The 25877-nt window shown below is 64.7% G+C and carries 21 protein-coding genes; 13 read left to right on the top strand and 8 right to left on the bottom strand.

Annotated elements, in window-relative coordinates:
• The first annotated feature begins 50 nt into the window (after window positions 1–50).
• The 5 genes from ychF (at window position 51) to AC0Z9V_RS05625 (ending at window position 4630) form a co-directional block, all read left to right on the top strand.
• Complete coding sequence (ychF, locus tag AC0Z9V_RS05645) at window positions 51–1136, top strand: redox-regulated ATPase YchF (RefSeq protein ID WP_133082554.1); 1086 nt, start codon at window positions 51–53, stop codon at window positions 1134–1136.
• A 320-nt stretch (window positions 1137–1456) separates the two neighbouring features.
• Window positions 1457–1738: a pyrophosphorylase gene (locus AC0Z9V_RS05640; protein ID WP_485140971.1), complete on the top strand. Its 282-nt coding sequence runs from the start codon at window positions 1457–1459 to the stop codon at window positions 1736–1738.
• A gap of 424 nt (window positions 1739–2162) precedes the next feature.
• Window positions 2163–2570, top strand: coding sequence for a hypothetical protein (locus AC0Z9V_RS05635; RefSeq protein WP_485140970.1), 408 nt, complete (start codon window positions 2163–2165; stop codon window positions 2568–2570).
• Between the two features lie 57 nt (window positions 2571–2627).
• Complete coding sequence (locus AC0Z9V_RS05630) at window positions 2628–4085, top strand: hypothetical protein (RefSeq protein WP_485140969.1); 1458 nt, start codon at window positions 2628–2630, stop codon at window positions 4083–4085.
• Window positions 4082–4630: a hypothetical protein gene (locus tag AC0Z9V_RS05625; protein WP_485140968.1), complete on the top strand. Its 549-nt coding sequence runs from the start codon at window positions 4082–4084 to the stop codon at window positions 4628–4630. Before AC0Z9V_RS05630 ends, AC0Z9V_RS05625 begins: the two co-directional genes overlap by 4 nt.
• 1005 nt (window positions 4631–5635) lie before the next feature.
• Here the strand turns inward: AC0Z9V_RS05625 and AC0Z9V_RS05620 are convergent.
• Window positions 5636–5809 (bottom strand): CsbD family protein, encoded by a 174-nt coding sequence (locus AC0Z9V_RS05620; RefSeq protein WP_485140967.1) that lies wholly within the window; start codon window positions 5807–5809, stop codon window positions 5636–5638.
• 390 nt (window positions 5810–6199) lie between these two features.
• On the opposite strand from AC0Z9V_RS05620, the gene AC0Z9V_RS05615 reads away from it, so the two are divergent.
• A complete protein-coding gene (locus AC0Z9V_RS05615) occupies window positions 6200–7582 on the top strand; it encodes a hemolysin family protein (protein WP_485140966.1) in 1383 nt (460 codons plus the stop codon).
• A complete protein-coding gene (locus AC0Z9V_RS05610) occupies window positions 7575–8615 on the top strand; it encodes a hemolysin family protein (protein ID WP_485140965.1) in 1041 nt (346 codons plus the stop codon). The genes AC0Z9V_RS05615 and AC0Z9V_RS05610 overlap by 8 nt, the downstream gene beginning before the upstream one ends.
• A 145-nt stretch (window positions 8616–8760) precedes the next feature.
• Here AC0Z9V_RS05610 and AC0Z9V_RS05605 read toward each other — a convergent pair whose 3' ends face one another.
• A complete protein-coding gene (locus AC0Z9V_RS05605) occupies window positions 8761–10080 on the bottom strand; it encodes a DUF2254 domain-containing protein (protein ID WP_485140964.1) in 1320 nt (439 codons plus the stop codon).
• A 196-nt stretch (window positions 10081–10276) separates the two neighbouring features.
• A complete protein-coding gene (locus tag AC0Z9V_RS05600; RefSeq protein WP_485140963.1) occupies window positions 10277–10630 on the bottom strand; it encodes a hypothetical protein in 354 nt (117 codons plus the stop codon).
• 679 nt (window positions 10631–11309) lie between these two features.
• Between AC0Z9V_RS05600 and AC0Z9V_RS05595 the strand changes: the two genes are divergently transcribed.
• Window positions 11310–12617 carry a hemolysin family protein gene (locus tag AC0Z9V_RS05595; protein ID WP_485140962.1) on the top strand — a complete coding sequence of 436 codons (1308 nt, stop codon included), beginning with the start codon at window positions 11310–11312 and terminating at the stop codon, window positions 12615–12617.
• Window positions 12618–14067: 1450 nt separating this feature from the next.
• Here AC0Z9V_RS05595 and AC0Z9V_RS05590 read toward each other — a convergent pair.
• On the bottom strand, window positions 14068–14571 hold the full coding sequence (locus tag AC0Z9V_RS05590) for a DUF4188 domain-containing protein (RefSeq protein ID WP_208741624.1): 504 nt from the start codon (window positions 14569–14571) through the stop codon (window positions 14068–14070).
• 54 nt (window positions 14572–14625) lie between these two features.
• Between AC0Z9V_RS05590 and AC0Z9V_RS05585 the strand changes: the two genes are divergently transcribed.
• Window positions 14626–15195, top strand: coding sequence for a TetR/AcrR family transcriptional regulator (locus tag AC0Z9V_RS05585; RefSeq protein ID WP_485140961.1), 570 nt, complete (start codon window positions 14626–14628; stop codon window positions 15193–15195).
• A 226-nt stretch (window positions 15196–15421) separates the two neighbouring features.
• On the opposite strand, the gene AC0Z9V_RS05580 is transcribed toward AC0Z9V_RS05585, so the two are convergent.
• From AC0Z9V_RS05580 to AC0Z9V_RS05570, 3 genes are all read right to left on the bottom strand, one after another.
• Entirely contained in the window at window positions 15422–16426 is a 1005-nt protein-coding gene (locus AC0Z9V_RS05580) for an acyltransferase family protein (RefSeq protein WP_485140960.1), read from the bottom strand.
• Window positions 16427–16545: 119 nt separating this feature from the next.
• Window positions 16546–17604: an LLM class flavin-dependent oxidoreductase gene (locus tag AC0Z9V_RS05575; RefSeq protein WP_485140959.1), complete on the bottom strand. Its 1059-nt coding sequence runs from the start codon at window positions 17602–17604 to the stop codon at window positions 16546–16548.
• Window positions 17605–17696: 92 nt separating this feature from the next.
• Window positions 17697–18011, bottom strand: coding sequence for a hypothetical protein (locus AC0Z9V_RS05570; RefSeq protein ID WP_485140958.1), 315 nt, complete (start codon window positions 18009–18011; stop codon window positions 17697–17699).
• A 373-nt stretch (window positions 18012–18384) separates the two neighbouring features.
• On the opposite strand from AC0Z9V_RS05570, the gene AC0Z9V_RS05565 reads away from it, so the two are divergent.
• The 3 genes from AC0Z9V_RS05565 (at window position 18385) to AC0Z9V_RS05555 (ending at window position 22986) form a co-directional block, all read left to right on the top strand.
• On the top strand, window positions 18385–20181 hold the full coding sequence (locus AC0Z9V_RS05565; RefSeq protein ID WP_485140957.1) for an ABC transporter family substrate-binding protein: 1797 nt from the start codon (window positions 18385–18387) through the stop codon (window positions 20179–20181).
• A gap of 232 nt (window positions 20182–20413) precedes the next feature.
• Window positions 20414–21955, top strand: coding sequence for an ABC transporter permease (locus tag AC0Z9V_RS05560; protein ID WP_485140956.1), 1542 nt, complete (start codon window positions 20414–20416; stop codon window positions 21953–21955).
• Entirely contained in the window at window positions 21952–22986 is a 1035-nt protein-coding gene (locus AC0Z9V_RS05555; protein WP_208741618.1) for an ABC transporter permease, read from the top strand. Before AC0Z9V_RS05560 ends, AC0Z9V_RS05555 begins: the two co-directional genes overlap by 4 nt.
• 8 nt (window positions 22987–22994) lie before the next feature.
• Here AC0Z9V_RS05555 and AC0Z9V_RS05550 read toward each other — a convergent pair whose 3' ends face one another.
• Window positions 22995–23588 carry a PH domain-containing protein gene (locus AC0Z9V_RS05550; protein WP_485140955.1) on the bottom strand — a complete coding sequence of 198 codons (594 nt, stop codon included), beginning with the start codon at window positions 23586–23588 and terminating at the stop codon, window positions 22995–22997.
• 122 nt (window positions 23589–23710) lie between these two features.
• Here AC0Z9V_RS05550 and AC0Z9V_RS05545 point away from each other — a divergent pair, with 122 nt between their 5' ends.
• The gene (locus AC0Z9V_RS05545; protein ID WP_485140954.1) at window positions 23711–25540 is read left to right on the top strand and encodes an ABC transporter ATP-binding protein; all 1830 of its coding nucleotides are present in this window, start codon (window positions 23711–23713) and stop codon (window positions 25538–25540) included.
• The last annotated feature ends 337 nt before the right edge of the window (window positions 25541–25877 follow it).

The following is a 25877-nucleotide window of genomic DNA, read 5'->3' as shown; positions in this document are numbered from 1 at the left end:
AGACGCGACACCGCCGGTCGGTCCTCCGACGCCCGGTAGACTTGTCTCCCGTGGCTCTTACTATCGGCATCGTCGGACTGCCCAACGTCGGCAAATCAACACTCTTCAACGCGCTGACGCGCAACAACGTCCTGGCGGCGAACTACCCGTTCGCGACCATCGAGCCGAATGTCGGCGTGGTCAGTCTGCCGGACCCGCGCCTCGCACAGCTCGCCGAGGTGTTCGGGTCGAAGCAGATCCTGCCGGCCACCGTCTCCTTCGTCGACATTGCCGGCATCGTCAAGGGCGCGTCGGAGGGTGAGGGCCTCGGCAACCAGTTCCTCGCCAACATCCGCGAGGCCGAGGCGATCGCCCAGGTCATCCGTGTGTTCGACGACCCCGACGTCATCCACGTCGACGGCAAGGTGGACCCCCGCTCCGACATGGAGACCATCAACACCGAACTGATCCTCGCCGACCTGCAGACGCTCGAGAAGGCCATCCCGCGCGTCGAGAAGGAAGTGAAGATCAAGAAGCGCGAGGCCGCACAGCTGACCGCCATGCAGGCAGCGCAGTCCGTCCTCGAGCGCGGCGACACGATCTTCTCGTCGGTCACCAGCGACAAGCTCGAGATGGAACACCTCCGCGAGCTCAGCCTGCTCACCGCCAAACCGTTCATCTACGTCTTCAACGTCGACGACGCCGTGCTCGGCAGCGCCGAGCGTCAGGAGGAGCTGCGCCGGCTCGTGGCCCCCGCCGACGCGATCTTCCTCGACGCCAAGCTCGAAGCCGACCTCGTGGAGCTCGACGAGGCCGAGGCGCGCGAGATGCTCGAGATGAACGGCCAGGAGGAATCCGGCCTCGACCAGCTCGCGCGTGTCGGCTTCCACACCCTCGGCCTGCAGACCTACCTCACGGCAGGTCCGAAGGAGACCCGTGCCTGGACGATCAAGAAGGGTGCCACGGCGCCCGAGGCCGCCGGCGTCATCCACTCGGACTTCCAGCGCGGCTTCATCAAAGCCGAGATTGTTCACTTCGAGGACCTCATGGAAGCCCGGACGATGGCCGAAGCCAAGTCCCGCGGCAAGGTGCGCATCGAGGGCAAGGAATACGTGATGTCCGACGGCGACGTGGTTGAATTTCGATTTAATGTCTAATTGCATGGCTGATTTGTAGGCTCTATCTATTGGTCGTAGGGCCTGGTGATCCTCATTCGTAAAATTGGGCAAGGCTTTTCTTTCCTCCCGGATGCGCGTCGTTTCGCTACTCCGCGTACGGGGTGTTTCTGCTGAGTCGAGAGCGTTCGGTTCTACACGTGGCAATCTGTCAGGAGAACGAGGATTCGTGGACCTGCCGCGTGGTCGTTCTTGCCGGTCCAGATTCACCGAGTTGGTGTTGGTAGGGTCATCAGCGTCCGCTCGCCGGTGTTTCTCTCATCCGGCATTGAAGCGGTGGTCTCTTGGGGAGGATGTTTTTCATGTCGCGTGTGTTGTCGACCGAGCAAGCGAAGGCTGCTATCGGCCAGGTCCAGTCGATCATCAATGGTGGTTTCACCGATCAGATCTCGGCGCTGGATGCGCAGGGCAGGATCCTGTCGGACCCGAATATCTGGGACGGGCCGCTGGCCTCGCAGTTCCGGGGTTCGACGTGGCCGGAGACGAAGGCCGCCCTGGACAAGGCCAAGCAGCAACTGGAAGAGCTGCGGACGCAGCTGCAGAAGATCTCGCAGGACATTTTCTCCGCCGGCGGCGGCGCCTGAGCAGGAGCCTTTCGCGGTGACGTCCCGCTGACCGCGCCACGTGGTGGAGTGGCGCGGTCAGCGGGATCGTCACGGAAACAGAGGTTCCCCGGTACTGGCTTTCCCGGACCGGGTCTTCGCTGAGCGGGTCTTTTCGCGTTGTTCTGCCGTGGGCGGGGGTGTCCTCCGCCGGTCGTGGTTGTCGCAGGTCTCTTTTCTTGTAGGTTTCTTCTTGTTGTAGGTCTTCTTTTCGTGCTTTTTCCCGTGCGGGCCTCTGCCCGGCGGATGTGCTGATCTTTCCTGTTGTTTTCTTGCTGGGACTACCGGCTCCGCATGCTCCTCGCCGCCGGTGGCTTCGAACAATGACTCCTACCGGATTTCGAAGAGCCGTACTGGGTAGGGTTTGTTGTGGTGCGTGGGTGTTCATTTGTCTGGGGGAGTTTGAATGAATTTCGATACGGAGGTCGCCAATCGTCTAATCGGCGCATGTCGAGATGCGGCACGTGCGTTGCAGGATCAACGCGGCGGACGGGAGTCGATCTCAACGGCTGCTCTTGCGGAATTCCGGGGCGTGTTCGCGAACTGTTTCCGGGAGAACGTTGCCGCTGAACGGGCGGCCCGTTCAGAGTTGGTCCATATGCTGGATGATGTCGCCCGTCAGGCCCAGGAAGCGAAGAGCGCCGCGGAGGTCGAGCAGCGTCGCTTGGATGAGTCGAGGGCGTGGGCCTTTGCCGCCGGCTGGGCGAGTGCCGGCAGCGGTGTTGCAGTGGATGTAGGGCCGCGCCCGTCCATGGAGGAGACCGACCGTCCGTCGGTGAACGTGGACACCGCACGGCAAGGGTTGCGTGCCTGAGCTAGCGGAAGCACTGCTGGGGCGAGTTCCGCTGACCCTGCCACCCTTGACTCCGCGGTGTCGACCTTCAGGATTCAGGACGATGCCGCCGGAGGAGCAGCTGACAAAGTCAGTGCAGCAGTGTCCGAGTTCGAGCAGGAATGCTCTTGGGCGCACTCTGATCTCAACGCTGTCGGTAGCGGGCTGCGGCGGTTCCTGGAGGACAATCATTTGGACGCGACCCGGCTTTCCGACATCGCTTCGACGTTCCGTGCTGCCGGTGGCAGCGGACATGTCGGTCAGGTGACGGTATCGAACGATGTCCTTGTGCTTGCTACCGTACCGGGGTCCCTATCGGGTGCGGCGCTGCTGAGCTATCTGTCCACTGCGACGCTGGCGGATACCAAGGCGCTGGCAACATTGACCGGATGGCAGCAGACCCTTCAGCGCATGGGTCCATCGAAGATCGGGGCCTGGTGGTCGGGCATGACCACGGGGGCCGGCACCGCCGCGGATGCGGCCGGCGTCGCGCAGCGGCAGGAGCTGCTGCTCGCTGCGGCTCCGGCGATGTTCGGCGCTTTGGACGGGATGCCCGCACTGGCCAGGGTACGGGCCAACCAGTTGAACGCGCCGAACCTGCTCCGGGCGGCGGAGAAAGATCTGGAAACAGCCCTGAAGCTGTCGGGGACCGGGCAAGCCCGCCACGACCCGAACCGAACGGAGATGCTGCAGAATGCGGTGGCATACCTCAAAGAGGTAGAAGCCGGGAACGTCCAGCTCTACCTCTATGACCGGAATCGGTCCCGGATCGTGGAGTTGATTGGCACTCCAAACCCCGACACACGGAACGTGATCACTTATGTTCCGGGGACGTTCACCGGGATGAACAGTTTCTACACCGGCGGGGTACAGCAGGTGTCGAATTACCTCAGGAGACACGCGCCAGGGACGGTGGCTTTCGTCTATAAGGATGGGCGGTTTCCCGGAGAGGAGGACACCGCTGGTGGTCCCAACCTGGCGCGAATCGGCGAGGCGAACGATCAACACCTTGCACGCAGCTCCGGGCAGCAACTGGCCTCCTTCGAGTCCGGGATGCGCACTGACCCTTACCTGAACGGTGCCGAACAAACCGGCATCGGGCACAGCTGGGGCCTGGCGAACGTCACCAGCTCTGAAGTCGCCGGAGCCCGGTATGACAAGGTGATTTCCCTCGCCGGGGCCGGGATGCTCCCGGATTGGGAACCACGGCCGACTACGGAATACTCGAACCTGTACTACGACGATGTGCTCATCCATGGTCAGGGCGCTACCAACCCCTTCACGAATAGAGGGGTTGTGTGGGATGGGAACAACCCGATTCATCGCGACGAGTTCGACCAGTACTTCTACCGCGGACCCGACGACGACGAACTCGACGGTGCGATCAACAGCGTCGAAGAGGGGAAAATCCTCATGGATAACCACAGCCTCATTGCCACCGACAGCGAGGACAACTTGAAAGCGCTTAATAACATGCTGAAAATTATTGGTCGATGAGGGCGCGTAGCGGGTTCATGACGTTGTTGCTGGTGGGTCTGATCGGGCTTGCCGGTTGTGCCGGGAACCCGAACGCGGATCCGGCCGCGCCACCTGCGCCAACGGCCGCTCAAACACAGGAGGAATCGATGGACGCTGAACTCACCTGGCAGGAAGCCAAAGCCCACACCCAGGTTATGGAAGGGGAGATCGCCGCTCTGATCCCGAAGGATGCTGTTCTCTCGATTGATCAACTGCAGACGGGCACACTTCTGTCCTGCAACGAGACCCAGCACAGTTGGGCTGGTGCAACGACGGTCACCCTCGCTGAAGGAACCGAGATAGAGCCCATCGTGAAAGCCATCGAAGCCCACTATCGGGCGAACGGAACCGAAGTATCCGTCGATAGGGATGTAGATGAAAACTATCAGATTCAGATCGACCCGCCTGCTCCAGGGGAGAGTTATCTCGTCTCCGAAGGACTCTCCCCGAACGAGATCCGTATTGCATCAGGATCCGCGTGCTTCACGCTGCCCGAGGGCATCTACCCGGGCGGCGATTTCTGAAGGCCCGGTGCGTGGAGGATGGTAGTTCTCGCACTGACCATCCCGACCGAAAGACCTCGACCTGTTCCACCCTGCTTTCGCCACGCCTGATCTGACGACGTTTGGACGCCTCGAGGATTTGCGGGAGGTTCTTCGGCGCCTTCAGCTGGGCGCCATGGAAGCGGACATTAGCAAGAGTCATTGCTGGTGAACGAGGGGAGCTGATGGCAAGCGAGAGTCCGCGAGGCGAATCGCGCAGGCAAGAATTCGGGTGGTTGTGGAACGTCCTCAGGACAGCCATCATCCTGATCGGGCTGGGTGTCGTCCTTCGCGGTTGGATCAGAATACGAGTTCGATATCGGCTGGTACTCGCGAGTCGTAATGAAAGATGTGCTCGGTCATCTACCGTCCGCGCAGGACTATCGGCCGGTAAATTGATCCCCCAGCTATAGATGGGGGTGATCAGTATGGCAGCTCTGAGAGAGCAATATCTCAAGGTAGTCGAACACGCCCCCTCGGGTGTCTTTGGTCGGAAGCATCACTGGACGTATCTGCTCATCGACGGTCAGGGGAAGGAGCGAAGGCTGCACAGTACGGGCGAGGTACTTGACGCACTCGAGTCCAGACACGGCCGTCAGGGTGCTTATCTGTGTATGCATCGAGCGGCGGATCTTTTTCGTGAGGGACGGTTGGGGTGGATCGGATTTCCCTCGGGAGCTTTTGTCGTGGATCCGACTGATTCGCCGCACTGACGCCGCACTATGTGCATGGGCGGTGGGTCCGCAGTACAGGCCGACGGCCGAAGCCCACACGGATGAACGATCTTTCCGGGGCCGACGACCGCGAGGTGGCCGCAGCAGCGTACGGCGAACCCGCTTAGCACCCGTGAGGTCACCAGCATGATCCGACGCTCCTATAAGAGTCAAATGACGGCCCGGTGGTGCAGAAAGGGAGCACACCTGGTTCAGGTGCACTCCCTTTGCGTTGCTCTTTACCCAGCGGCTAAATCAGCCGTGGGGTAAAGCATCACTTCTTGAAGGCGTCCTTGAGCTTCTCGCCGGCCTGCTTGAGGTCGCCCTTGACCTGGTCGCCCTGCCCTTCGGCCTGCAGGCTTTCATCACCGGTTGCGTGGCCTGCGGCTTCCTTGCCTTTGCCGCCGAGCTTGTCTGCTGCGTTGCTGAGCTTGTCGTCCAGTCCCATGATGATCTCCCTACGGTTGACGTCAGTGGTTGTGCAATCGGCTGATGAGCCGATATGCCAGTCTAAGCACGGCAGGAATGAGCAAGCAGGGACCGGAGGGAGCAGCTCGGTGCTCACAGTAAGTAGGAAGGTAAGTCCAGTAGGACGGCGAGTATTCGCCGTTGCCAGTGCCGTGGCGGTTGCGGGCGGGCCTCAGGCGCCAGTTCTGCTGCTCAACTCGGACCGGGGTTGAGCTGTTGGCGTAAGCCTGACCACCTTCCCGACCAGGTGAACCGGCACGCTGTTCGTTAGACTGGATGGCATTATGGATGACCCCCCGACGCATAGACCCATGCCCCTCACCCGCTTGAATGCCGGACTTTCGGCCGATCGAGGATGGGGGGCGGCACCTTGTATGAGTTAGTCATGATCGGCGTCGGCCTGATCCTCACCGTCGGTACCGGCATGTTCGTGGCTTCCGAGTTCGCCCTCGTGAACCTTGACCGAGGCGAGCTCGAAGCCCGCGACGCCCGCGGCGAAAAGGGCCTGAAGCCCACCATCAAGGCGTTGAAGATCACCTCGACGCACCTCTCGAGTGCGCAACTCGGGATCACCCTGACGACCCTGCTCACCGGGTACACATTCGAGCCCGCCATCAGCTCCCTGCTCCGCGGACCCCTCCTAGCTGCGGGCGTCCCAGAGGCGATCGTGCCCGGCATCGGCGCCGTCGCCGGCATTTTCCTGGCCACGATCTTCTCCATGGTCATCGGCGAGCTGGTACCGAAGAACTTCGCCCTGGCCCTACCCCGACAGACCGCGAAGTTCGTCGTCCCCTTCCAGGCCCTGTTCACCACGGTCCTCAGGCCCGTGATCCTGCTGTTCAACAACACGGCGAACAAAATCATCCGCTCCTTCGGCATCGAGCCGAAGGAAGAGCTCTCCGGTGCACGCAGCGCCGAGGAACTCAGCTCGCTGGTGCGTCGGTCAGCCCTGGAAGGCTCCCTGGATCAGGACCACGCCGAACTGCTGCACCGCACCCTGCTGTTCTCGGACCACACCGCCGATGACGTCATGACCCCCCGCGTGCGGATGACGTCCGTACGGACCACCGACACGGCGGCTGAGATCGTAGCCACCGCGGTGACGACCGGGTACTCCCGGTTCCCCGTCATCGGTCAGGACAACGACGACATCCGCGGCGTCATCCACCTCAAACAGGCCTTCGCCGTTCCCCTGGATGCGCGGAACATCACCACGGCCGAGAAGCTGATGGTCGAACCCCTACGGGTACCCGAATCCATGAGCGTCGACACACTCCTGGGCCTGCTGCGCGGACAGGGCCTGCAGGTCGCAATCGTCACTGATGAACACGGCGGCACCGCCGGCATCGTCACCCTCGAGGACCTCATCGAGGAAATCGTGGGCGAACTCGAGGACGAACACGACCGCACCCGCGTCGGTGTCATCCGCACCGGCAAGTCCATCACCTTCGATGCGTCACTTCGCCCTGACGAGCTGAGAGAGCGCACCGGTATTGAGGTGCCCGAGGGTGAGGACTACGACACCCTGGCCGGGTACATGACCGACGAACTCGACCGCATCCCGGAACTAGGCGATGAAGTCACGCTCGGCGACGGCGTGCTGCGCGTGGAGCGCGTCCTCGGATCCCACGTCGAACGCATCCGGTTCACCCCGACCGACCCGGCCGATTACCCGCAGGATCCGCAGGCTGTCCAACAAAGCCGCCATGACCGAACAATCGATGAACTGACGAAGGACCTGACCCATGAGTGAGTACCTGCCCGGACTGATCTGGCTGGTCGTGCTCCTGGCGGTCAATGCGTTCTTCGTCGGCGCCGAGTTCGCTGTGATCTCCGCCCGTCGCTCCCAGATCGAGCCGCGCGCCGAGGAGGGCAGCAAGGCCGCGAAGACCACCCTGTGGGCGATGGAACACGCCACGCTCATGCTGGCGACCAGCCAGCTCGGCATCACCGTCTGTTCCCTCGTCATTCTCAACGTGTCCGAGCCGGCGATTCATCATCTGCTCGAGTACCCGCTGGCCCTGACCCCGATCCCGCCCGAAGCCATCGGTGTGATCGCGTTCATCATCGCCCTGCTGCTGGTGACGTTCCTGCACGTGGTTTTGGGTGAGATGGTCCCCAAGAACATCTCGTTCTCTGTCCCGACCCGAGCAGCCCTCATCCTGGCACCACCCCTGGTGTTCGTTTCCAAGGTCGTCCGACCAGTCATCTGGTCGCTGAACGGCATCGCGAACGGCATCCTGCGCCTGTTCAAGGTCGAACCGAAGAATGAGGCGACCAGCGCCTACACCCTCGATGAGGTCGCAACCATCGTGGAGCAGTCCACCAGGGAAGGTGTCCTCGCCGATGGCAGCGGCACCTTGACCAACGCGTTTGAGTTCACGTCCAAGACTGTCGCCGATGTCGAGGTTCCCATCGGGGACATCGTGCACCTGCCCGAAACGGCCAGCCCGGCGGACATTCAGCGCACCGTAGGGGAGCACGGATACTCCCGGTATATCCTCACCGTTGCCGCCGAACCCGTCGGTTACGTTCATCTGAAAGACGTTACGGATCTGTCCACCCCGGAGGCGTTCAATGCGCCGGTGCCGGCCAAGCGTATTCGCAGGCTCGCCTCCGCGTATCGCAGCAGCGACCTCGAGGACGCCCTGGCCACCATGCGCCGTACCGGCGCCCACATCGCTCGCGTCTTCGACGCCGAGGGCAACACCACCGGCATGCTCTTCCTTGAGGACATCCTCGAAGAACTCGTCGGCGAAGTTCAGGACGCGACCAGCACCGCCTAGAAGCAACTCCGCTGGCGCAGGCACATCCGCTCGGAGGCCTGCGCCAGCATTGTTGTGGCAACCGACAGGACCTCGTGCCTGGTATGCAGAACGAGTTCCCGTCCACCCAGAGGTACGTCCAGATCATCGCTCACAAGGATCTCCTTTACCGGCCGATGCTGATGGTCGTGCTGATGCCGTCGATGCGCTCGGTGAGGTTTCGCTGGATCGTGTCGTCCATGGGGGAGTTCTCGACAGCAGTGCGGACACGCTGCAGCTGTGTGTCGAGCTGCGCGTTGAGCGGGGTGGTGATGGTTGGGTCCGGGTCGGTGACGGTGGCTTTGATGTGGATCTCGGAGAGCATGTCGATGGTGCGATTTGCAGTCCGCGGGTCGGTGAAGGCATAGGTGATCAGTTGATCCATGACGAGTTCCAGGAGATCGTTGAAGGTCGGCAGGTGCAGCTTCACCCGAGGTACCCCTTCGGGGTCGACGAGTGTGCGGGACCCTGTCGACCGGCCGGTGAGCGAGCACAGCAATGCCGAGATGTGACCTAGTGCGTGGACGGCGGTCGTGGGGTCGTTTACTCCGGGGGAGAGCGCTTTGTCAGTCACGTCCAGGAGCTGCTGCAACCCGAACGACGGATCCTGGTTCGAGGTGCGCTCAAACCCTGTGCTGAAAGCTTCGAGGATCTCCTCTGACACGTCTTCGCAGTGCTGATCCTCGAGTGGGGTTCCGTCCGTGGTCCAGAACCGTCCGACGGGAACGGATTCGATGAGAGAAGTTCCAGGGCTGACGTCGACGCTGACGACAACACCCGAGCGGGTAGCGACATCTAGGAGGCCGTCCTCGTTGACCCGGGTCAGGAAAGCCGATCGCGGGCTTCGCAGCAGCAGGCTGTCCGTTGGAGGACGCACATCACGGGGTGTTGTGTCCCCGTGCTCGGGGTAGATGCGCTCGAGGGTGTGCTCTGTCTCGCGGTGCACGTCGCGGAGCATCGTTTCCACCCGGATCTGTCGTGCGAGGTGGGCCAGGAACAGGACGAGGCCGACGACGCTGGCAAGGGTCAGGAGGAACGCTGTGGTGACGGCGATGTCCGGCACGAAGCTGGCGCCTGCGCTGCTTTCCACGCGGATGCTTCTCAGGACGGTCAACGCGAACACGAAGGTCGCCAGGAACAGCGCCAACGTGTTGTGAACGAAGCGGTCCCGGGTGAAGGTGCGCAGCAGGCGGGGGGAGAACTGGCTGCTGGCCAGTTGCAGGGTCACGACCGTCAGGGAAAACGTCAGCGACGTTACGGTGATGGTGGAACTGGCGATCGTCTCCAGTAAGGACCGGGCCGCTTCCGGGCCTCCGCCGAACAGCACACCGGACACCACTGCTGGAAGCCGGTCATCCAGGCGCTCATCGAGGAACGGAAGAGCCTGCCCGAGGACGACCGCCACCAGGACCGCAGCCAACGGGACCGGCCACAACTGGGCGCGCAACGACTCCCGAACAGAGCGCCCAACCACACGGCTCATCCCAGAACACCCCTTCCATCGTCATCCTGCAATCGCGCCGCCAACGGTGCCGTCCCGCCCACGAGCGGCAGACACGTCAAAGTCCACCGCCCGAAGAGTCGGCCGCGAAGCTGCACGGCGGGCACCGCAGGCACCGCAGAGAAGCTGCATGTTGAAGGGATCACTCGGGCAGGTAGGGCCGGTATCGCTCGAGTGTCCCGTCCAGGACGGGGATCGTGAGTTCCGTTGTTTCGCCGTCCGCCTCGGCCGTGAGGGATGTGTTCGCCCCTGGTGCGTCTCCTGCTGTGTCGAAGACTGCCTCGTTGGTGTCGAACGGGTACTGGTCATTGGCGGCGACAGTGACCGTGACACTGTCGTCCTCGTCGCTGAGTGTGACCTCGAGGTCTTCGTCAGTTTCGTTGTCCAGGGTTCCCAGTAACCTGGCGGGCTCGCCCTCGTGTTCGGAGACCAGCAGAACGCTCAGGAGCTTCACCTGGCCCACCGATCCGTCCTCCCCGACGGCAATCGCGTCCATATCTTCCTCCGCAGGGCTCGAGCATCCCGTCAGGCCCAAAGCCATCACGAAGGCGGATGCGACAACCCAGGAGGTGCGGTGTGGGGTAGCGAAGATTGAACTGTACGACGTCATGAGAGGCCTCTCGGAAGCAGAACACGAAGGGGGGGTTCACGCAATAGCGGTTGGACTCGTTCCTTCGACCATAGACACCCGTCAACGGCTGACAGTAATGATTCGGGGGTAAGACGCGGAATCGTGACCGTACCGACAGCTAACTACCAGCAAGCGGGCGCTGGTCGCGACCACGCTGGTAGGAGGCTGTGCACGGCCACCGCCCGTTCGAGGAGCCTTCTTCCATGCCGGTGACATGAGGTAGATGTGTGCAGACGGGCGCCATGGTTCCTGCTGTCAAGGCGTGGTGAATAACCCATGAGAACTGTCCCGGCTGTGGGCAGCGGCGGGGCGGGAGCGATCCCGTGAATGCCACGACCTGCGTTTCTTCTGCTCGGTCCTGATGACCGCGGGCGTGTTCCTTGCCCGGATGAAGCGATGTGCTGCCTTGTGACCATAGGTCGACCGAGGCGGCGTCCTGTTCCTAGAGTGGTGATATGACTCGTTCCCCTGAATCGTCGTCCGACTGCGATAGACCCGGTGCCCGGTTCAGGCCGGGCCGGCCGCCTGTTCTCAGGGTGGCCCGATGAGCGGGGAGCTGGTACTGAACATCAGCTTGGTGGTGGTGTTCGTGCTCATTGGTGGTGTGTTCGCCGCGACCGAGATGGCGCTGGTGACGCTGCGTGATAGCCAGGTCAACGCGATAGGCCAGCGGGGCAAGCGGGGTGTGAAGGTCGCCGAATTGGCTCGGAACCCGAACAGGTTCCTGTCCGCGGTGCAGATCGGTGTGACGGTCGCCGGGTTCGCGTCGGCCGCGTACGGGGCCTCGTCGATCGCACCCGCTGTCGCACCCGTGCTGGTGTCATTGGGGCTAGCCGAATCGGCCGCCCTCACTGTTGCCACAATCCTGCTCACGCTGATTGTTGCGTACCTGTCTCTCGTTTTGGGTGAGCTGGCACCGAAACGCTTGGCGATCCAGCGCAATGTGCAGTTCGCGTATGCCGTGGCACCGGTCCTGAACGGCTTTGCGGTGCTCATGCGACCGGTGATCTGGTTACTGTCCGTATCCACGAACGCGGTGGTCCGCCTCCTCGGCGGCGACCCGCACCGACGCAGTGAGGAGATGACGGAGGAAGAGCTCCGGGACATCGTCACCAGCCATGAAGGACTGCCCGAGGACGAACGCCGCATCCTGGACGACGTGCTCTCCCTACGCGACCGGCAGATCAGCGAAGTCATGCGACCCCGCCCCGAGGTCGTCACGATTACCAGCAGCGACACAGTCGGCGAGGCGATCTCGCACATTGGGGACCTGCCGTTCTCGCGCTACCCGGTAGTGGATCAGTCCATTGATGACATCACCGGCTTCGTCCACGTGCGGGACCTGTACGACGCCGCGGCGCATGACCCAAGGGCACCCCTGGCGCAGGTTCTTCGGCCCATCCCGTACCTACCGGCAACCGCACGCGTGCTGCCCACACTCACAAAACTACGCGCCCAGAACACCCACATCGCTGTCGTCATCGACGAATACGGCGGCACCGACGGCATCATCACCCTGGAGGACCTCGTCGAGGAAGTCGTGGGAGAGATTTTCGACGAGTACGACACCGACTCAGCACCGGTACGGCTCGCCGAAGGTGGGGGCATTGTGGACGGGCGACTGAACCTGCAGGACTTTGCCGAGGCCACCGGCATCGAGCTGCCCCGCGGCACCTGGGACACGGTCGCCGGCTTTGTTCTCGACCGCCTCGGCCGGCTCGCAACGCCAGGAGACACCATCGAGGTGAACGGTGCGACCCTGCAGGTCACCAGCGTCGACCGTCGGCGTATTGCCGAACTCCTCGTCATACCAGCAGAAACCCAACTCCCTGACCAGCAGAAGGCACCCTGACCACCATCCCGAGTTAGAGGTCGGCACAGGCCGCCGGGAGACCTGGAGAGATGAAAGCTGATTTACTCGCGGAAGCAGGAACGGCGAGGCATGCGGGGGGCGCGTGGACGAAGCCGGGAACCAGTTAGTTTCCCTCCGACCCCCGGCTGCTTGAAGGCCGGAGGGAATCCCACGTCCGTGCACGAGGCTCGTCGGTGTATCCGGCTGAGTCCGCGACACGAGGTCGGGGACATCGTTAGGGTGCTCCCAGTATGCGCCGACCAGGTCCACGACGGGACCGGTTTTTGTTCCCCAAGCGGGCACTTCAGTATTCATTTCCAACCGTACCGAGGCCTATGCGATGGCATACACGCACGGCGGATTGAACGAGAACGTTCACAAACCCGCGCCTCTGCGCCACGATCGTCGACCGGCTCACGTTCAACAAAGCGATCATCGAAACCGGCACCGGCTCCTACCGTCTCGCTCACACCATGGCTCAAGATCATCCTCATCGGGGCCCCAAGTGACCGAAAGATCTGCTGAGGGTAAATAGCCCGGATACTTCCCATCCCGCCAACGAACCACTACCTGGGGCCAGAAACGACCGTCCTCGGGGGGCCACTTAGGGTAGACATGATCACACGTCTTCGCCTGAAAGCCTGGATACAGGTAGCTCGTCGAGACGATGAAACGACACACGCAGACCCTCGTCGAACTCATCGGCATGGTCACCTAGGTCAAAGCACTCCCTAACCTCATTCCGGGGCCGTCGGGAACGCGTGGTCGGCTATCGGCTTGCCGTACTCGGAGACGACGGCGACGTGATGGGTGTCAGCATGAGTATCAACCCCAACCACAACGCGACGATCCTGCGCTTGAATATCTGACATAGCTGCCTTTCGATGACGGTGAATCTTCACGCGGCCAGGACGAGCCGGCAATACGGTGAGGGGATCTCGTCAGGCTCCTATCAAGCCATGCCCATCAGCACGTGAAGCGATCGCGAGCCGGCGGACAGGTCAGGGGAAAGACAGCAACCCTCAGGGCTGCGTCATGTGGTCAGAGAGCCACACCGGATTCGCGATCAGTTTCCACTATTACCGTGGGTAGGAAGTCTTGTTCCTTCAGTCGACGAGCCTGACGGTTCGGGCACAGCGAGTATCAAGCCCCCCCCCCAAAGGCCGGCCGAGCAAACCCGAAAGGTTGTTCGGCTACGGAACGTGGTGGAGTTCCGCTTCAACGTATAGCCCTTGCCGGCCCGAACCGTGGGCCGCGTGTGCCGGACTGACTCAGAGTGTGCTCTGCCGGTTGCACACGGTGAAGGCACGGAGGAGGAAGCGCCCCGTGCATGACGCGATCGCGAAGCGATCCGCCGATGACGCTGGCGGGTGGCCCGGTCCTGCACGGCGCCGGCGTCGGAGGTCTCTTCCGCTGGGCGGGTTCTTCTGCGAGATCTGGCGGGAACGGCTCACTCCGGCAGGCGCCGCCCGACCTCGTCCGCATTAAGGCGCTGGCGCGCGGTGTTCAGTCCCGCTCCTACCGGTACATGGCCCGTGGCCGCTGCCAGTCCGAAGACGGGCATGTCGCTGTACACGCTTTCCCTGCCACCCGGCATCGTCTCGTATGTTTCGTGCCACACGCCGACGTCGCCGGTGCCGGCGGATTCGCGCATGAACCGGCGCCAGGGCTCCAGGTGCGGCGCCGACCGGTCGGCCGCGAACCGCTGCAGATGCTCCGGGCTCTTCCAGTAGCTGACGATGATGGTGGTCCGGCCGATCCACTGCTGGTAGCTCAGAAGACCGGCCTCCGGCGTTGCGGCCAGATGGGCGAGCATCCTCGGCATGGCCGCGCCCACCCGTGCCACCGTCCCGAACTTCCACCATCGGTTGACGCGCATTCCGATCAGGAAGACCGTCACCGGGCCACCCTCGGGGTCTGCTGTGAAACGTCCTGCGTGCACTTGGTTCGTCATGTGCTTCTCCTGTCATAACGCTGTTATGAAACAGTGTTATGGAATACTGGTCCCATGGCAAGACCCATCGCCCATGACGAGACCCTGCGACGCAGGCTGCTCGACACCGCAGCCGCCCTCATCGCCCGCGACGGCGCCGCCTCCGTGTCGCTGCGCACCATCGCCGCTACTGCCGGGACGTCGACGACGGCGGTGTATTCACTCTTCGGAGGCAAGGCGGAACTGTTGACTGCCGTACTCGACGACGGCTTTGCTTCCTTCGCGGCCTCCCAGCAGGAGGCCGTGGCGGGCGGCCTCGAAGCCCTGGGCCGGGCCTACCGGACCTGGGCGCTGGAGCATCCGATCCTCTACGGCCTGATGTTCGCCGGCCCTCTGGCCGGCCAGGTGCCGTGTCAGCCGACGCCGGCTGCCGCCGAGCCGTCGATCATGCCGTTGTTCAGCGCGGTTGCCGCAGCATTGCCTGGAGCAGCGGATCATGAGATCGCCTCGATGGTCGGAGTCGTGTGGGGGCAGGTCCACGGGCTGGTGTCACTGGAGCTGGCCGGAGCGCCGGCGGCGGGCTGGACCTGGGACGAGGCCTACGATGCCGCCATCCGGAAGCTCGGTCGCTCGCTGGGGCGCTAGGGATCCTCGATTCTCGAGGAGCCGGGGTGGCACGCTCCCACGGGGGGTCTCCCGCGACGACTGCATTCCCCCCAGAACGGCACCATCGCTGATGGTCACGCCCGGCGGCACTGCCAGATCGACCCTGAACCACGCGCACGACATCGTGCCCGGCCGCACGAGCCGGGGTACGGGCTGGCTGCCCGGCCGAGCGTCAGGACCCGCGCGCCGGTGCAGGTAGTTCTGTTCAGCTGGCGCGTGGTGCTCCGAGGAGGACGGGAGAGAGCGGCGTCCGGTGGAGGGTCATCGCGACGGCCCACGGCAAAGCCAGTGCCGCGATCAGCACCCACAACGGCCGCTCCGTGTCGGGGACAGCGAGCAACCACAGCACGTAGGTGTGGGTCAGCACCACCATCAGGCAACCCGCGGCGAGCCTGGTGGACAGGACGTGGACCCGTGCCGGCAGCCGGGCGAACACGCCCTCGAGGATCAGGACGAGGCCGGAGCTGATGAGCACCGCCACGACGATGCTGAGGACCGGAGTGCCGAGCTCGTTGTACTTCATGTCCAGTGGCGCAGACACTCCGGCGACGACAGGTGTGGCCCCCGCGACGAGGCACGCTGCGCCGAACCGGATCGGCGCTTCCACCCGACTCCGGACGCGCCGGAGTCCCTGACCGGCGAGCAGGAAGATCAGCGCGGCGCCGGCAACCCCGAGCGACAGGGGGAGCCGGGCGAGGACGTCCCCGAACAGGTAGGTGACCGCCGTGATCGCCGCGATGAGTGCGACCCGGAGGGCAAGGGGAACCCGCTCCAGCGCCCGGAACATGACGGCGGAGACGAACAGGGCACTCATGAACCAGTAGGCACCGAAAGGCCCCGCGTTGAGGGACCCGCCGATGAGGGGCAGTGTCACGGCGTCGGTCGTCAGCGTGCCGCGCTTGATGTGGAGGGGGACGTGGACGAGGAGGGTCAGGACCAACCATGCGACGTAGGGCGTCATGATGGTCCTGAGGCGTTTCTTCGCCTCCGTTGCGACAGCCCCTCGTGAGTGCGGTTCGCGGTTCTTCCAGAGGTACCCGGAGAGCACGAAGAACGCGGGGACGTGCCAGGTGTAGAGGCCGGCGTCGATGAGCGGTCCCGCCCACACGTGACCGGTCACGACCGCGACGACCGCGAGGACGCGGAGGGCGTCGATGGCTCCGGATCGGGTCGACGGAGCAGCCGGTGCGCGTGTGTGCAGGGTCGCCAAGGATGCCTCCGTGGTCGAATCGGTCAGTCCCAACGGTAGACCAAGCCCCGCCGCCCCGTCGGATTCCGTCGCATCGACCGCCGACGTGTACTCCCGCTCCGCGAACCGCTACGCGGAAGCTACCGGACGGCCTGACCGACGCCGGCGGGAGCCCACCCGAGAGCCGGCCCCAACTTTCCGGCGATGTCGGTGAGGATCTGGACGTAGTCCTCGTGGTCGAAGCTGAAGGGCAGGGCGAACGCGACCTCGTCGACCTCCTGGAACCCCGCGTGCGCGTACAGCTGCTCCGCGATCTCAGCGCTGGTACCGATGAGGTCCGGGGCGAACAGCATGCCCTTGGGCCCCTGCGGCGACCTCGTGCGGGGCACGCGTGCATCGACGTACCGCTGGTACTTCTCGCGCTGGTCCGATGACGCAGAGTCGGTCGGGATCACCACCAGGCCCTGCGAGACGCGGGCCGGACCAGGCGCGGCGGATGAAGCCGCGGCGGCTTCGCGGTAGGCGAGGATCTGGGCTTGCTGGATGCGGGCGAAATCCGGTTCCTGGTCCGGGTCGGGGAAGATCACGCTGCTGGAGAGCAGATGGAAGCCGTTGGCCCCGGCCCAGACTGCCGATCTGCTGCTGCCCGCTCCATACCAGAGACGTCGACGCAGTCCGGGGGAGTGTGGCTCCACGCGGTCGGAGAACTCCTCGACGACGCCCTGCCGGCCGGAGAACTTCCGGACCGGCTCCCCCGCGATCATCCGGGCGAGCCGTGCCACGCGTGCGTAGCCGAAGTCCTCCAGATCCGCCGAGTCCGGGTACAGCTCGTCCTTCACCGTGTCGTAGTGCATCGGTTCCCCCACGCTCAGGCCGGGGTTGATCCGCCCACCGGCGAGCAGGTCGACGGTGGCAAGGTCCTCGGCCAGGCGCAGCGGATTCTCCCAGCCCAGCGGGGTCACCGCGGTGCCGATCTCGATCCGGGAGGTCCGCTGGCTCGCAGCGGCCATCATCGCGATCGGGGAGGAGATCCCGAACTGCAGGTGACGGTGGCGCAACCAGGCGCTGTCGAACCCCAACCGTTCTCCGAGTTCGATGATCCGCAGGGTCGACTCATGCCCGGCGGCCGGATCCACCGGATCGAACAGGCCGATCGTGAGGAAGCCGAGCTTGCGCAGCGGGCGAGGACTGACGGGCATGGCTTCCTCCGGAAGATCGGGTCAGTGGACGACTGATCCCAGCCTATGCGCCGGATGCCACGCCGGCTGGGAGAACGGGGAGGGCCGGCTCCTCACCACATGCGGCTGTTCGTCTCCGAGACGAAGCCGCGCCCGTCCGAGAACCAGTGGATGGTCGGGCTGTTCCGCGCGGTCGGCGTCGTGAGCTCGGCGAACAGGTCGGCGTTGAAGCGATTGCTCAGCTCGGGGGAGCTGAGCACCGTCTCCCTGGTGATGACGAAGACCGGCCCCTTCAGGCCCCTGCTCTGGATCGACAGGTGCACCTCGGCATGCTGGTCCAGCCGGACCTTGAGCGCTCCGATCGCCGCCTGGACATCGGCGTCGTCGTCCCAGACCGCCGCGTGCATGTCCACGAAGAGCCACGCCATCCCGCTTCACGTCCGTCCCGTGTCGTCGACAGTGCGCCGCTGCAGCTTCCTCGCACGACGGCGACACCCGGCCGGCGGTACCGGCCTCCCCAGCAAAACACCGCGCACGGCGCCATTTCAAGCAGGAGTCGCCCTCAGCACGCCGGGGACCGAAGGGACGACCAGGTGTTGCCGCAGATGCAGTGGCGAAGGCCTCTGACCATTTGGTTGCAGCTCGATAACAACACTCGGGCGGATGTCCCAGAGGTACCTGTTGGTAACAGAGTGCACTTAGGCTTTTGCTCACGTGAGTGGCGTCACCCTCTCGGGTCGCGTGTCGGCTGTCATGCAACACCGCGTGAAGCTGGAACCACACTATGAATTAGGAGGCGGAATGCGTTTCGGACGTACTTCCAAAGCTTTGGGCGTCGCTGCTGTCGCAGCACTCGCATTGAGCGCCTGCGCTGCCAACACGGGTGCTGAAGCACCCGAGGAGAGCGCCGAGGGCGAAGCGACGGGCGGAAATATCCGGGTCGTCGAGGTGAACGGCTTCAGTTCGTTCAACTCGAACAGTTCCGAGGGTAACTCGGACATCAACGGCCGGATCGCCTATGCGACCCACTCCGGGTTCGTCTACATCGACAATGACCTGAAGGTCGTCAAGAACGAGGAATTCGGCTCCATGGAGGTCCTCTCCGAGGACCCGCTCAGCGTCAAGTACACGGTCAACGAGGGCGTCAACTGGTCCGACGGCGAACCGGTCGACGGCGGAGACCTGCTGCTCTCGTGGGCCATCGGATCGGGATACTTCAACGACTCCACCACCGACGAGGCGGGTGAAGTCGTGTCGGGTGCGACCTACTTCGACTACGCGGGCGACACCACTGGTCTCGCCCTCACCGAGCTCCCGGAGATCGGCGACGACGGCCGCTCGATCACGCTCAACTACTCCGAGCCCTTCGCCGACTACGAGGTCGCCTTCGGCCTCATGAGCGAGGGCGGCATCTCGACGCCGGCGCATGTCGTGGCCGAGAAGGGCGGCCTCGCCGACGAGGACGCGCTCATCGAGCTCATCGAGACCACGCCGGCAGGCGACCCTGAGAACCCCGTCGAGCGCCCCGAGGTGCAGGCACTGGCCGATTTCTGGAACGCCGGTTTCGACACGAAGTCGCTGCCGACCGATCCGTCGCTGTTCCTCTCGAACGGTCCGTTCATCGCCTCGGCCATGACTCCGGACCAGTCCATGACGCTCGTTCGCAACGAGGACTACACCTGGGGTCCCATCCCGAAGGTGGACGAGATCACCGTCCGCTACATCGGTGAGGCTCCTGCCCAGGTCCAGGCCCTGCAGAACGGCGAGGCGGACATCATCGCGCCGCAGGCGTCCGCTGACACCGTCGAGCAGCTGGAAGCCGTCGAGGGCGTCACCGTGTCGCGGGGCAACGAGCTGTCCTACGACCACCTGGACCTCAACTTCAGCGGCGTCTTCGCAGACGAGAGCGTCCGCGAAGCCTTCATGAAGACGGTGCCCCGCCAGCAGCTGGTGGACTCGATCATCAAGAAGCTGAACCCCGACGCGGCGCCGCTCGATTCGCAGCTGTTCCTCGCCGACCAGGAGCCTTACGAGGAGGCCGCCTCGACCAACGGGTCCGACGCCTACGACGAGGTCGACATCGAGGGCGCGAAGGAGCTGCTCGACGGGGCGACACCCGAGGTCCGGATCATGTACAACCGCGACAACCCGAACCGCCTCAACTCCTACACGCTGATCGCGGAGTCGGCCTCGCAGGCCGGCTTCAAGGTCGTCGACGGCGGGCTCGGTGCCTCCGACTGGAGTGCGGCGCTCGGCAACGGCACCTACGATGCGACCATCTTCGGGTGGATCAACTCGGGTGTCGGTGTGTCCGGCGTACCGCAGATCTTCAAGTCGGGCGCAGGCTCCAACTTCAACGGATTCTCGAGCCCCGAGGCCGACGAGCTGATGGACGAGCTCGTCGTGACCACGGATCCCGACAAACAGGACGAACTGCAGGTCCAGATCGACAAGCTCATCTGGGACTCGAAGTACGGACTGCCCCTGTTCCAGGTGCCCGGTGTGGACGCGTACAGCGACAACGTCAGCGGCATCGAGTACATGCCGAACCAGACCGGCATCTGGTGGAACCTCTGGGATTGGGAAATCACCCAGTAGCTCGACCACCGGGACACCCGCTCTGAGCGAGAAGGCGCCGGGACAGGAGAACTCGCCTGTCCCGGCGCCTTCGTCTGTGCCGCCTGCAGCGAGGGTGCCGCCCGGTCGGCGCCCGAACAGAGGTTCCCGGAAGTGCGGGATCGGACGCGTCCCGGCGGCCTGAAACCCTGCACTACACTTCTGCGATAGCACGGGAATGACCCATCGAATCCGATATTGAGGCTCGAAATCTATGGTGACCTACATCGTTCGGCGTCTGGTGACGGCCGTCCTCATCCTGTTCGGTGCGTCCTTCGTGGTCTACCAGCTCACGGCGCTCTCCGGCGATCCGCTCGAGGAGCTCCGGGCCAGCAACGCCCCGAACCGGGAGCAGCTCATCCAGGCGCGGACGGAGCTTCTCGATCTCAACACGCCGGCTCCGCTGCGCTACTTCGGCTGGCTGGCGGGTGCCGCAAAGTGCCTGATCCCCTTCGCGGCGACCTGCGACCTCGGATCGAGCATCCAGGGTGAAGCCGTGACCACGGCGCTCGTCCGCGCGATGGGCAACACCATCACGCTCGTCACCACGGCCACCGTGCTGGCGATCATCATCGGTGTGTCGCTTGGCATCATCACCGCGCTGCGCCAGTACAGCGGACTGGACTACGGCGTCACGTTCATGTCCTTCCTGTTCTTCTCCCTGCCGATCTTCTGGCTCGCCGTCCTCCTCAAGGAGTTCGGCGCCATCGGCTTCAACAACTTCCTCGCCGATCCCCGGATACCGGGTTCGACGATCCTCGTCGTCGCCATCGCCAGCGGCCTCATCTGGGCGCTGTTCGCCAGCAGGTCATGGAAGCGCAAGGGGATCGCCTTCGTCCTGGGCGCCGTCGTCGCCGCGACGCTCCTGTTCGTGCTGGACCTCGTCGACTGGTTCTCCTCGCCGGGGCTCGGGCCGATCGTCATGCTTGTCACGGGCGTCGGTATCGCCTTCGGCATCGTGCTGCTGACCGCGGGGCTGCGCAACCGGAAGGCCCTGTACTCGTCCCTCATCATGGTGGCGATCGGCCTGGTGGCGTACTACGTCGTCAACCCGATCCTCAACGCCGCGACGATCTGGATGATCGTCGTCCTCGCGATCCTCACGGTGCTCGTCGGCATGGCGGTCGGCTACGTCATGGGCGGGTACGACCGCGGTCAGAGCATGCGGGCGGCGGCCATCACCGGCCTGCTCATGGGCCTGCTGATCGTGGTGGACCGTTTCATGGTCACGTGGCCGTCCTACGTCAGCAACTCGCGCGTGCGGGGGAGGCCGATCGCCACCGTGGGCGCCGAGACGCCCGGGCTCGAGGGGACCTTCTGGGTCACGGGTCTCGACACATTCACGCATCTGCTCCTGCCCACCCTCGCACTGCTGCTCGCCTCGCTCGCGAGCTACAGCCGGTACTCCCGCGCATCGATGCTGGAGATCATGAACATGGACTACATCCGCACGGCGCGCGCGAAGGGCCTCAGCGAGCGGACCGTGGTCATGCGGCACGCCTTCCGCAACGCGCTCATCCCCCTCGCGACCCTCGTCGCGTTCGACATCGGCGCCCTGATCGGCGGTGCCATCATCACGGAGCAGGTGTTCGCCTTCGCAGGGATGGGGCAGCTCTTCGTGCAGGCGCTGCAGCGCACCGACCCGGATCCGATCATGGGCTTCTTCCTCGTGGCCGGCATCCTGGCGCTGGTCTTCAACCTGGTGGCCGACATCGTGTATTCGTTCCTCGATCCTCGTGTAAGGGTGAAAGCATGAGCACTCAGACTCCCTCCGACCTGCCCGGCGGAGAAGCGGGGACCATCACCGGTCCCACCCACCCCGCCCCGGAGGCCGAGGCGAAGGGCCTGTCCCAGGGGCAGATCGTCCGCAGGAAGTTCTTCGACAACACGGCCGCGATCATCAGCCTCATCGTGTTCGCCATCATCTTCGTCCTCGCGTTCACGTCCGTCGGGTTCGCGGGCATCCCCGGCTGGTGGAAGTACAACCACACCGAATTCGTCGCCCTGCTCAACGGAGGTGCCCCGACCGTCACCGGGCCGTTCAGCTGGGGTGAGCACCCGTTCGGGCAGGATTCCATCGGTCGCGACTACTTCGCGATGACGATGCGCGGGGCGCAGAACTCGATCATCATCATGTTCCTCATCGGCGCTCTCGCGTGCCTCGTCGGCGTCGTGGTCGGGGCGTGCTCCGGCTACTTCCGGGGCTGGACCGAGGCGGTGCTGATGCGCTTCACCGACATCATCATCATCATCCCCCTGGTCCTGATCGCGGCGACGCTGGGCGAGTCCGTCAACCGGTTCGTCGGCAGCGGCGCCCAGGTGTGGCTGCTCGGCATCTTCCTCGGCCTGATCGCCTGGACGGGCCTCGCCCGCCTGGTCCGCGGCGAGTTCCTCACGCTGCGGGAGCGCGAGTTCGTCGACGCGGCGAAGATCGCCGGCGCGTCCAACACCCGCATCATCTTCAAGCACATCCTGCCGAACGCCGTCGGTGTGATCATCGTGAACACCACGCTGCTCATGTCCGCGGGCATCCTGCTCGAGACAGCGCTGAGCTACATCGGGTTCGGCGTGAAGGCACCCGATGTGTCCCTGGGCCTGATCATCAGCCAGAACCAGGAGGCGTTCCAGACGCGTCCGTGGCTGTTCTGGTTCCCCGGGCTGTTCATCGTGCTCATCTGCCTGTGCATCAACTTCATCGGCGACGGACTGCGCGACGCCTTCGACCCGCGGCAGAAGAAGTTCAACGCCAACCGGGCCAAGGACGCAGAGAAGCCCGCCGCGGCGTGAGGAGCTTCCTAGGACGCGAGGTTCAGCGACGCGGCGCCCGCGGCGACCAGGACCACCGCCACGGCGAGATGCGGGAGATTCCAGGAGCGTCGGGCGCGTTCCGGGTGGTCGACATCGAGCGCGCCGCTCTCCACCAAGTCCTGCCAGCGCGAGCGGACCAGGTACGCCGCGTAGCCGGAATCCGTGTTCTTGAGATCGCCCGGGCGGATGGACCCTCCGGGGCCGTAACTCGTGGACGGCAGATTGGTCACGTGCTCGGGCTTCCCCGCGTGGGTTCCCCAGACTCCCGGAGCAGGCGCGGCCCAGGCGGTGAAGGCACCGGTGGGCGTCACGAGCTTCAGGGCGTACTTGGTGTCCACATCGATCAGCGCGGCCCAGGGGACGCGGACGGTCGCCAGCGGGTTGCGGAGGGTCACGGCGTCCTCCGCGAGGACGACCGCCGGGTACCAGAACAGCCACCAGCCGAGGTAGGCGATTCCGACGAGCGGCCAGCCCGCGAGCAGGCGGCCCGCGCCCTCGGTCGCCACGACCGACGCGAGTCCGCCCGCAGCGACGAGGACAGCGACCCCCGTGAACCAGACACCGGTGCGCGGTTTGAACACGGTAACCCCTGCCACTTCCCTCGAGCTCTCCATGGCTCAATAGTCCCAGCACCGCAGCCGCGCGCGGCAATCCAGGAGGCTGCGCGCCCGCGCGGTGCCTCCGTCACGAAGGAGATCCCCTCATGAGTACCCAGGTAATCGGCGGCACCGGTGACACCGGCGCGGACCGCGACGCGTCCCAGGGGCCCGTGCTCGAGGTCCGCAACCTCAGCGTCGACTTCGGCGTGGACAAGAAGTGGGTCCCGGCGGCGATCGACCTCAACTACGAGGTGAGGGCCGGCGAGGTGCTGGCGATCGTGGGGGAGTCCGGCTCGGGCAAGAGCGCCAGCTCCATGTCGCTGCTCGGTTTGCTGCCCTCCAACAGCCGCGTCACGGGTGAGGTGCTGCTCAACGGCACGTCCGTGCTGACGATGTCGCCGGCGAAGCTGCGGCAGATCCGCGGCAACGACGTCGCGGTCATCTTTCAGGAGCCCATGACCGCCCTGAACCCCGTGTACACCGTCGGGTTCCAGATCGTCGAGACGCTGCGCCTGCACAACGAGATCTCCCCGGACGAGGCCAGGCAGCGGGCGTTGCGCCTGCTGCAGATGGTCGAGCTTCCGGACCCCGACAAGGCGTTCCGCTCCTACCCGCACCAGCTCTCCGGCGGCCAGCGTCAGCGCGCGATGATCGCCCAGTCGCTGTCCTGCGACCCCAAGCTCCTGATCGCCGATGAGCCGACCACGGCCCTCGACGTCACCGTGCAGGCCGAGATCCTCGACCTCATGCGCAACCTGCGGAACCAGCTCAACAGCGCGATCGTGCTGATCACGCACGACATGGGCGTGGTGGCGGACCTCGCCGACAGGATCGCCGTGATGCGCAAGGGACGCATCGTGGAGACCGGCACGGCGGAGCAGATCTTCAACGCTCCGCAGCACGAGTACACGAAGGCGCTGCTCGCCGCCGTGCCCCACCTCGGGCAGGGGGACGGGGACGACGACGTCGACATCACCGCGGCGCTGGCGGCGGCGACCCACACGGAGCTGCAGACGATCGATCACGACGAGCTGGAACGGCGTGAGCAGGAGGTCCTCGCCCAACTCCCGGCCGAGGACGCGGTGGCCCCTCCGGCCACCGCGCCGGTGCTCGAGCTCGTCGACGTCGCCATCGAGTACCCGAAGCAGGGTCGGGTCCCGGCCTTCCGGGCGGTGGAGGGCGCGAACCTCACCGTCTACCCCGGCCAGGTCATCGGGCTCGTCGGCGAATCGGGCTCCGGCAAGACCACCATCGGCAGGGCCGCCGTCGGCCTGCTGCCCGTGGCCGCCGGGTCGCTGAAGGTCGTGGGTACCGACATCTCCGGTCTCCGGCCCACGTCCAGGGAGCTCGTGGCGGTGCGGCGCCATGTCGGGATGGTGTTCCAGGACCCGTCGTCGTCGCTGAATCCCCGGTTGCCGATCGGCGAGAGCATCGGTGAGCCGATGTTCCTCGCGGGTGAGGCCAAGGGCGGTGAGCTGCAGAAGCGCATCGAGACGCTGCTCGACCAGGTGGAGCTGCCGCGCTCCTACCGCAACCGGTATCCCCACGAACTCTCCGGCGGTCAGAAGCAGCGCGTGGGCATCGCGCGGGCGCTGTCGCTGAAGCCGAAGCTGATGGTCGCGGACGAGCCGACGTCGGCCCTGGACGTGTCCGTGCAGGCGAAGGTCCTCGAGCTCTTCCAGAACCTGCAGCGCGAACTCGGTTTCGCCTGCCTGTTCGTCACCCACGACCTCGCCGTCGTCGACGTGCTCGCGGACTACATCTGCGTGATGAAGCGCGGACGGATCGTGGAGCAGGGCACCCGTGACCAGATCCTCCGCAGCCCGCAGGACCCGTACACCCAGCGGCTGCTGGCGGCCGTTCCGCTGCCCGATCCGGCGAAACAGCGCGAGCGCCGTGAACTGCGGGCGAAGCTCCTGGCGTCGACCGACTAGCCGCCCCGCACCGGCGAGGAGCCCGTCCTGCCTACCGGCGGGGCGGGCTCTCCCGTGAGCTCCCTGCAGGTCCCGCCGTGGCCGGCGCTGCAGGGATCCGCCGCGTCGTCCTGCCGCCGGTACAGAGCCGGAGTGCCAGTTTTCGCACCCGTTATCAAAGCGTGATGCCGCGCCCTTCTCCCCGCTGGCCTGCGGAAATACTGGAACGGCTGCCGAAGCTGAAAGTCGGCTGGGAGCCTTCCCCGACAGGATGTTCAGGGAAGCAACAGAACGGGCATAGAATCTTCCGGTGTGAGTTGGCTCTCGCTACCTGCGGGACAACTATCCGGCCACATCA

The sequence above is a fragment of the Arthrobacter sp. UYP4 genome, assembly GCF_057291175.1.
This window is presented reverse-complemented; position numbering and strand designations above follow the sequence as displayed.

Excerpts from the sequence above, each read along its gene's own strand:
- AC0Z9V_RS05590 (WP_208741624.1), bottom strand. The coding sequence starts at position 14,571 with ATGACGAACCAAGTGCACGCAGGACGTTTCACAGCAGACCCCGAGGGT.
- AC0Z9V_RS05625 (WP_485140968.1), top strand. The coding sequence starts at position 4,082 with ATGAGGGCGCGTAGCGGGTTCATGACGTTGTTGCTGGTGGGTCTGATC.
- AC0Z9V_RS05565 (WP_485140957.1), top strand. The coding sequence starts at position 18,385 with ATGCGTTTCGGACGTACTTCCAAAGCTTTGGGCGTCGCTGCTGTCGCA.
- AC0Z9V_RS05555 (WP_208741618.1), top strand. The coding sequence starts at position 21,952 with ATGAGCACTCAGACTCCCTCCGACCTGCCCGGCGGAGAAGCGGGGACC.
- AC0Z9V_RS05610 (WP_485140965.1), top strand. The coding sequence starts at position 7,575 with ATGAGTGAGTACCTGCCCGGACTGATCTGGCTGGTCGTGCTCCTGGCG.
- AC0Z9V_RS05595 (WP_485140962.1), top strand. The coding sequence starts at position 11,310 with ATGAGCGGGGAGCTGGTACTGAACATCAGCTTGGTGGTGGTGTTCGTG.
- AC0Z9V_RS05635 (WP_485140970.1), top strand. The coding sequence starts at position 2,163 with ATGAATTTCGATACGGAGGTCGCCAATCGTCTAATCGGCGCATGTCGA.
- AC0Z9V_RS05570 (WP_485140958.1), bottom strand. The coding sequence starts at position 18,011 with ATGGCGTGGCTCTTCGTGGACATGCACGCGGCGGTCTGGGACGACGAC.
- AC0Z9V_RS05545 (WP_485140954.1), top strand. The coding sequence starts at position 23,711 with ATGAGTACCCAGGTAATCGGCGGCACCGGTGACACCGGCGCGGACCGC.
- AC0Z9V_RS05585 (WP_485140961.1), top strand. The coding sequence starts at position 14,626 with ATGGCAAGACCCATCGCCCATGACGAGACCCTGCGACGCAGGCTGCTC.
- AC0Z9V_RS05600 (WP_485140963.1), bottom strand. The coding sequence starts at position 10,630 with ATGGACGCGATTGCCGTCGGGGAGGACGGATCGGTGGGCCAGGTGAAG.
- AC0Z9V_RS05620 (WP_485140967.1), bottom strand. The coding sequence starts at position 5,809 with ATGGGACTGGACGACAAGCTCAGCAACGCAGCAGACAAGCTCGGCGGC.
- AC0Z9V_RS05640 (WP_485140971.1), top strand. The coding sequence starts at position 1,457 with ATGTCGCGTGTGTTGTCGACCGAGCAAGCGAAGGCTGCTATCGGCCAG.
- AC0Z9V_RS05575 (WP_485140959.1), bottom strand. The coding sequence starts at position 17,604 with ATGCCCGTCAGTCCTCGCCCGCTGCGCAAGCTCGGCTTCCTCACGATC.
- AC0Z9V_RS05560 (WP_485140956.1), top strand. The coding sequence starts at position 20,414 with ATGGTGACCTACATCGTTCGGCGTCTGGTGACGGCCGTCCTCATCCTG.